Here is a 4242-nt window from a genome sequence, read left to right as displayed (position 1 = left end):
TTTGTTTGACGCTCAGGCTTCTGGTAGATAAGCTCATACTCAGAAGCGCGTTTTGCGTAATAGTCAGTCATTTCCGTTTTGGTCATATTCGTTTTCTCCGCAGAACGCCTCAAATCAACAGACTGCAATAACTTGAACTCTAATGCTCTGAGCTGCAGTTCTGTTGGATTTGATTGTTCGAAAATCATTTCTTTACATCAAGTCGATATCGACATCGATATCGTGCACCATGCTCATACATTTCATGATTCTTTGGAATACGTACTGTCTCAACATATTGTGCACCTATAATTTCACAAGTCTTTCTGGATGGAATATTTTTTGGATCAACGGTTAGCCACAGTGCCTTCAGACCGTGATCCAGGGCGAGTGATCGCAATAAATAGCAACTGCGAGCTGCATACCGGTGTCCCCGGTATTCTTCGTTTACTTCATATCCGATATGACCTGGATATTGGAGGGTACGAGCAGAGGCGATTCGAAGTCGGATGCATCCCATGCACTCAGAAGTCTTTGTGTGGCGCATCTCGAACTCGTAGCTAGGCGAATACTTCTTGATTGGATCAGCTTGCGTTTTTTTTACTAAAAACAGTTCAAGATCGTCATCAATGAGTTTACCGGGGTTAATAAATTCGAAAGGTGTTTCCATATTTTTCCTTCGAACGCTAAGGCTCAGCAGCAAGATATGAAGACAATTCCGATATCAGGTGTATCTTGTCTGCTGCAGCCGTTTGTTCGAATCCAGATTATGCTCTGGCTTCTTCTATATGTTTGGCAATAAGCATTTTAATCAGAGACTGCCTAGGAATACCAAGACGCCTGGCTTCCTTGTCCAGCGAGTGAATCATCCAGATAGGAAAGTCAACATTTACTCTCTTCTGTTTCTGTTCGATTCGTCGTGCTTGAGCAAGTTCCAGATATTCAAGGATATTGTCACCGTTGTCGAACTTCCTGTCCAAATCCTTAGCCTTCATAAATTATCACTTCCTCATCACGGGATCGTCGTACAGAGATGATCCGAATAGATGAATCTCGGTATGTGACTATTCCCGACCAATGGGTTCTATCGATCATTCCGATGACCATATACCTCGGTTCATCTTCTGTTCTTGCAGGAATTTCAATCAAATCAGGATCATCCCATAGCTTCTGTGCTTTTTCGAAATCGATCCCGTGCTTCTCTGCATTTTTTTCGCTTTTGCGAGTGTCAAATTCAAATAACATGGTATATTATTTATACCTCAGTGGTGGTGCATGTCAAGTGTAGATTTCCTGATTCGAACACAAGGCTCAGTGGATAGTGCTTGTTTGGGGAAATAGAATGACAGGTGCTATTCCACTGCAGCCTCTGGTTATGGCTTCTATCTCAATAGACACAATCCAGTGGTTTCAGAAATCCCTCCCGACTGTATCCTGCATATGTAGATACCAGCAGAAACTGCCTGTCCATTATTGCCGATCCCGTTCCAAAGGATCGTATGCTGCCCTTCAACAAGCTCGGTATCAGTTAGTGTTGTGGCGATCCTTCCTGATAAGTCATAGACAGTTACTGATGTCCATCCCGGCTCTGAAAGCTCAAAGGATATCGATGCCGCGGAGTAGAATGGATTCGGACTGGCACATAGAGCAAGCCTGCTGGAAGGTTCCAGGGTAATGCCAGTTTGTGTGACTGTGAAATTAATGGTATCTGCAACAACAGCAGCACCCCCGTCGAAGGATGTCACGATAAGTTCGTTCGGGCCCACGTCCGCATAGAAATAATCTTCACGGTAGGTGTACTTAAGACCTGTTCCGAAGGCATAGAGGTTTCCGTCAGTGGCGGCGATGTACATCACCCCGTCCACGATGGATGGGCTGGATTGGATTCCCAATGGTCCTCCATTTGTTTCATAGTTCCATATTTCGTTTCCAGTATCGATGTCCACTGCATGGATGAGTGCCACTGAATCGGGGGGGTAACAACAATCACCCCAGAAGACCAAGCCGTCTGCTACTCCACAAGACCCATGCAGGTAGTTTTGACCTGGAGGATCAAATTCCCATTCAACATCACCCGTAAGCCGGTTCACACAGTAGATCAGGGGGTAGGCACTGAAAAATATACGATTTTCAAAAACTGCTGGAGTCGATTCGATAGCACCGTCGTAGGGACCCCATAGAGCGACACTGGAACCATCAAACGGGTCAAAGGCGTAAAGGTTAGCCTCCTCATCGCAGTCTCCGATGTAGAAAGTGCTGTCTACCACAACGGGAGAAGAATCCCAGAAAATACCAAAACCTTCTGCGACCCATACAATATCGCCTGAAAATGTATCAAGAGCGTACATCAAGCCATGTGAACCGGTGGGGAGGTGAGTGGGAACGAACAGCATTCCGTTCCAGGCTGTCATGCTGCTGTTGCAGGAAGGAAGTGAATCCGTTCTCCAAATTTCCACACCGGTAAGGTCATCCAGACAGTAAACAAAGGGCCAACCACTAGCAAATACCCTCCCCTGATAGGGAACCGGAGGCCCTGCGAAACCGTAGTTAGCGTCACTGAAAGCCCATATCCTGTCACCCGTAAGGGCGTCCAGGCACCATATCGAATCGGAGGCCAGATATGCCTTACCATCCTGTACATGCATTGCATCATCTATGCTGTCGCCTATATTCTCGAAACGCCAGATCTCCGCTCCGGTGGCGGCATCAAGACAATATGCGATCTCGTCCTCTTCAGAAGCGTAGTAGACCCTGCCATCGACTACCACAGGAGAAACAAACTCGTGAAAAGTTCCACTGATTGGCGCAGTCCACAGGATTGTGTTGTCATGCGGGGCTGGTGATTCCGAGTAACCTGTGCGACAGTCGTTGGCCATGTAGGTGTACCAGTCTGTGTTGAGGCGTGGGATCTGGATCACCAGCTGACCGTTCAGAGAGTAGTGGACTGAGTCCGGAACCTCGTTCTCATTCTCCACGATTGCTCGGAGGGGGAGCCAGTCACCATCGTAGGTCTCGCCATCGACAGGTTCGGTGATTGTAAGATTAGTGGTGGATATCAGGATTGCTGCAAGGATCATTCCGAAAATCATTTTGTCCTCCATTCACTTCCATAACGCTCTGCATAACCAGCGCAGGTACTACCCCACCTAATCCAGCTGCCCCTGCGCCTGGTTCATGCAGTTGTTAGCCCTCAGATTCAGTTGATTCTGTGTGATTTGCGACTTCTCCAATGAATAAGTAGGTATGAATGACCGCAAGACGGGCTTCTTGTTTCTGCACATCGACATGTACTCCCTTGCAGGTTTTATCGTATATGGCATCGAGACGGTCTGCGAGATGATGCAATTCAGTTTCGACGATTGCCTCTGAACCTTCACTCTGATAAGATTCTGAAATGTATGCTAATAAACGATTCTTATACTGTTCGGATCCAACTCTTCTTTTGTTTCCTGATGCATCAGTCCAGTCTTCTTCTCTTGCAGGAAACACTGAATCAGCAATTGCCATTAATAATCGGCGACATGATGTCAGTGCAGCAGTTCTTGATTCAGAAGAGCCATCCTGCATTCTCTCGTTTATGGCGATTAGTTTTTCAGCTGCTTCTGGACAGTGTGATCGGACAAATGTATCTACTTCATTCCTTGCTTCTTCGAAAATAGCCTCCGCGATATCGCCCAATTCTATTGATAGATAAGTATCAGTGATATAGTCATGGATTGAAGCTCTTAGTGACGAGTATAGTCCCTTGATAAAGGTAAAACTCTCTATCTGTTTTGCCTGGAGTTTTAACTTAGTAGCCATTAGGGCTTCAGTCGCATTCTTTTCAATGAAATCCTTGGCATTTGAAGATATTGGCTTCGAAGTCTTTAATGATGATATTAGCACTTCATCAGATTCAACATTTGCTTCGATAGCAGGAAGACTATGGATATAGTACTTTGAGGTTTTCCTATTTACTCTTCCACTTGATAGAACATACTTTAGACAAGTTCCGAGCTTTGATGCTGAGAATCCCTCAGGATATCCTTTCGATTCTAAGTTTAGCCAGTACTGTGCATCAGAATCTCTCATCAGCCTTGCTAAACGCTTTGTCTTCATAAGAATTCTATCAATGGGTGATGTGGTATTCTCAAGTGTATCAAGCAAGGATATGGCTACCTTTCTCGCTTCGTCCAACCTTGAGAACATTTCTTTTCCTTTTTTCTGGCTAACGTTTCAGTTCAGCAGATGGATGTTAAGCCAAAACGGTGTTGACATTCTGCT

5 protein-coding genes are annotated in these 4242 nt (G+C 45.5%); all 5 read right to left on the bottom strand.

The window, feature by feature from the left end:
* Positions 1 to 184 precede the first annotated feature (184 nt).
* The 5 genes from K8R76_04025 to K8R76_04005 all read right to left on the bottom strand — a co-directional run bounded on the left by K8R76_04025 (position 185) and on the right by K8R76_04005 (position 4167).
* Positions 185 to 649 carry a GNAT family N-acetyltransferase gene (locus tag K8R76_04025; protein MCD4847339.1) on the bottom strand — a complete coding sequence of 155 codons (465 nt, stop codon included), beginning with the start codon at positions 647 to 649 and terminating at the stop codon, positions 185 to 187.
* 97 nt (positions 650 to 746) lie between these two features.
* Entirely contained in the window at positions 747 to 974 is a 228-nt protein-coding gene (locus K8R76_04020) for a BrnA antitoxin family protein (GenBank protein ID MCD4847338.1), read from the bottom strand.
* Positions 964 to 1224 carry a BrnT family toxin gene (locus tag K8R76_04015; GenBank protein MCD4847337.1) on the bottom strand — a complete coding sequence of 87 codons (261 nt, stop codon included), beginning with the start codon at positions 1222 to 1224 and terminating at the stop codon, positions 964 to 966. Before K8R76_04015 ends, K8R76_04020 begins: the two co-directional genes overlap by 11 nt.
* A gap of 137 nt (positions 1225 to 1361) precedes the next feature.
* On the bottom strand, positions 1362 to 3068 hold the full coding sequence (locus tag K8R76_04010; protein ID MCD4847336.1) for a PQQ-binding-like beta-propeller repeat protein: 1707 nt from the start codon (positions 3066 to 3068) through the stop codon (positions 1362 to 1364).
* A 94-nt stretch (positions 3069 to 3162) separates the two neighbouring features.
* On the bottom strand, positions 3163 to 4167 hold the full coding sequence (locus K8R76_04005; GenBank protein ID MCD4847335.1) for a hypothetical protein: 1005 nt from the start codon (positions 4165 to 4167) through the stop codon (positions 3163 to 3165).
* Between the last annotated feature and the right edge of the window lie 75 nt (positions 4168 to 4242).

The sequence above is a fragment of the Candidatus Aegiribacteria sp. genome (assembly GCA_021108435.1).
Lineage (GTDB): Bacteria > Fermentibacterota > Fermentibacteria > Fermentibacterales > JCC-6 > Aegiribacteria.
Note: the sequence above shows the minus strand (reverse complement) of the source record. Positions and strands in the feature narration are given on the sequence as shown.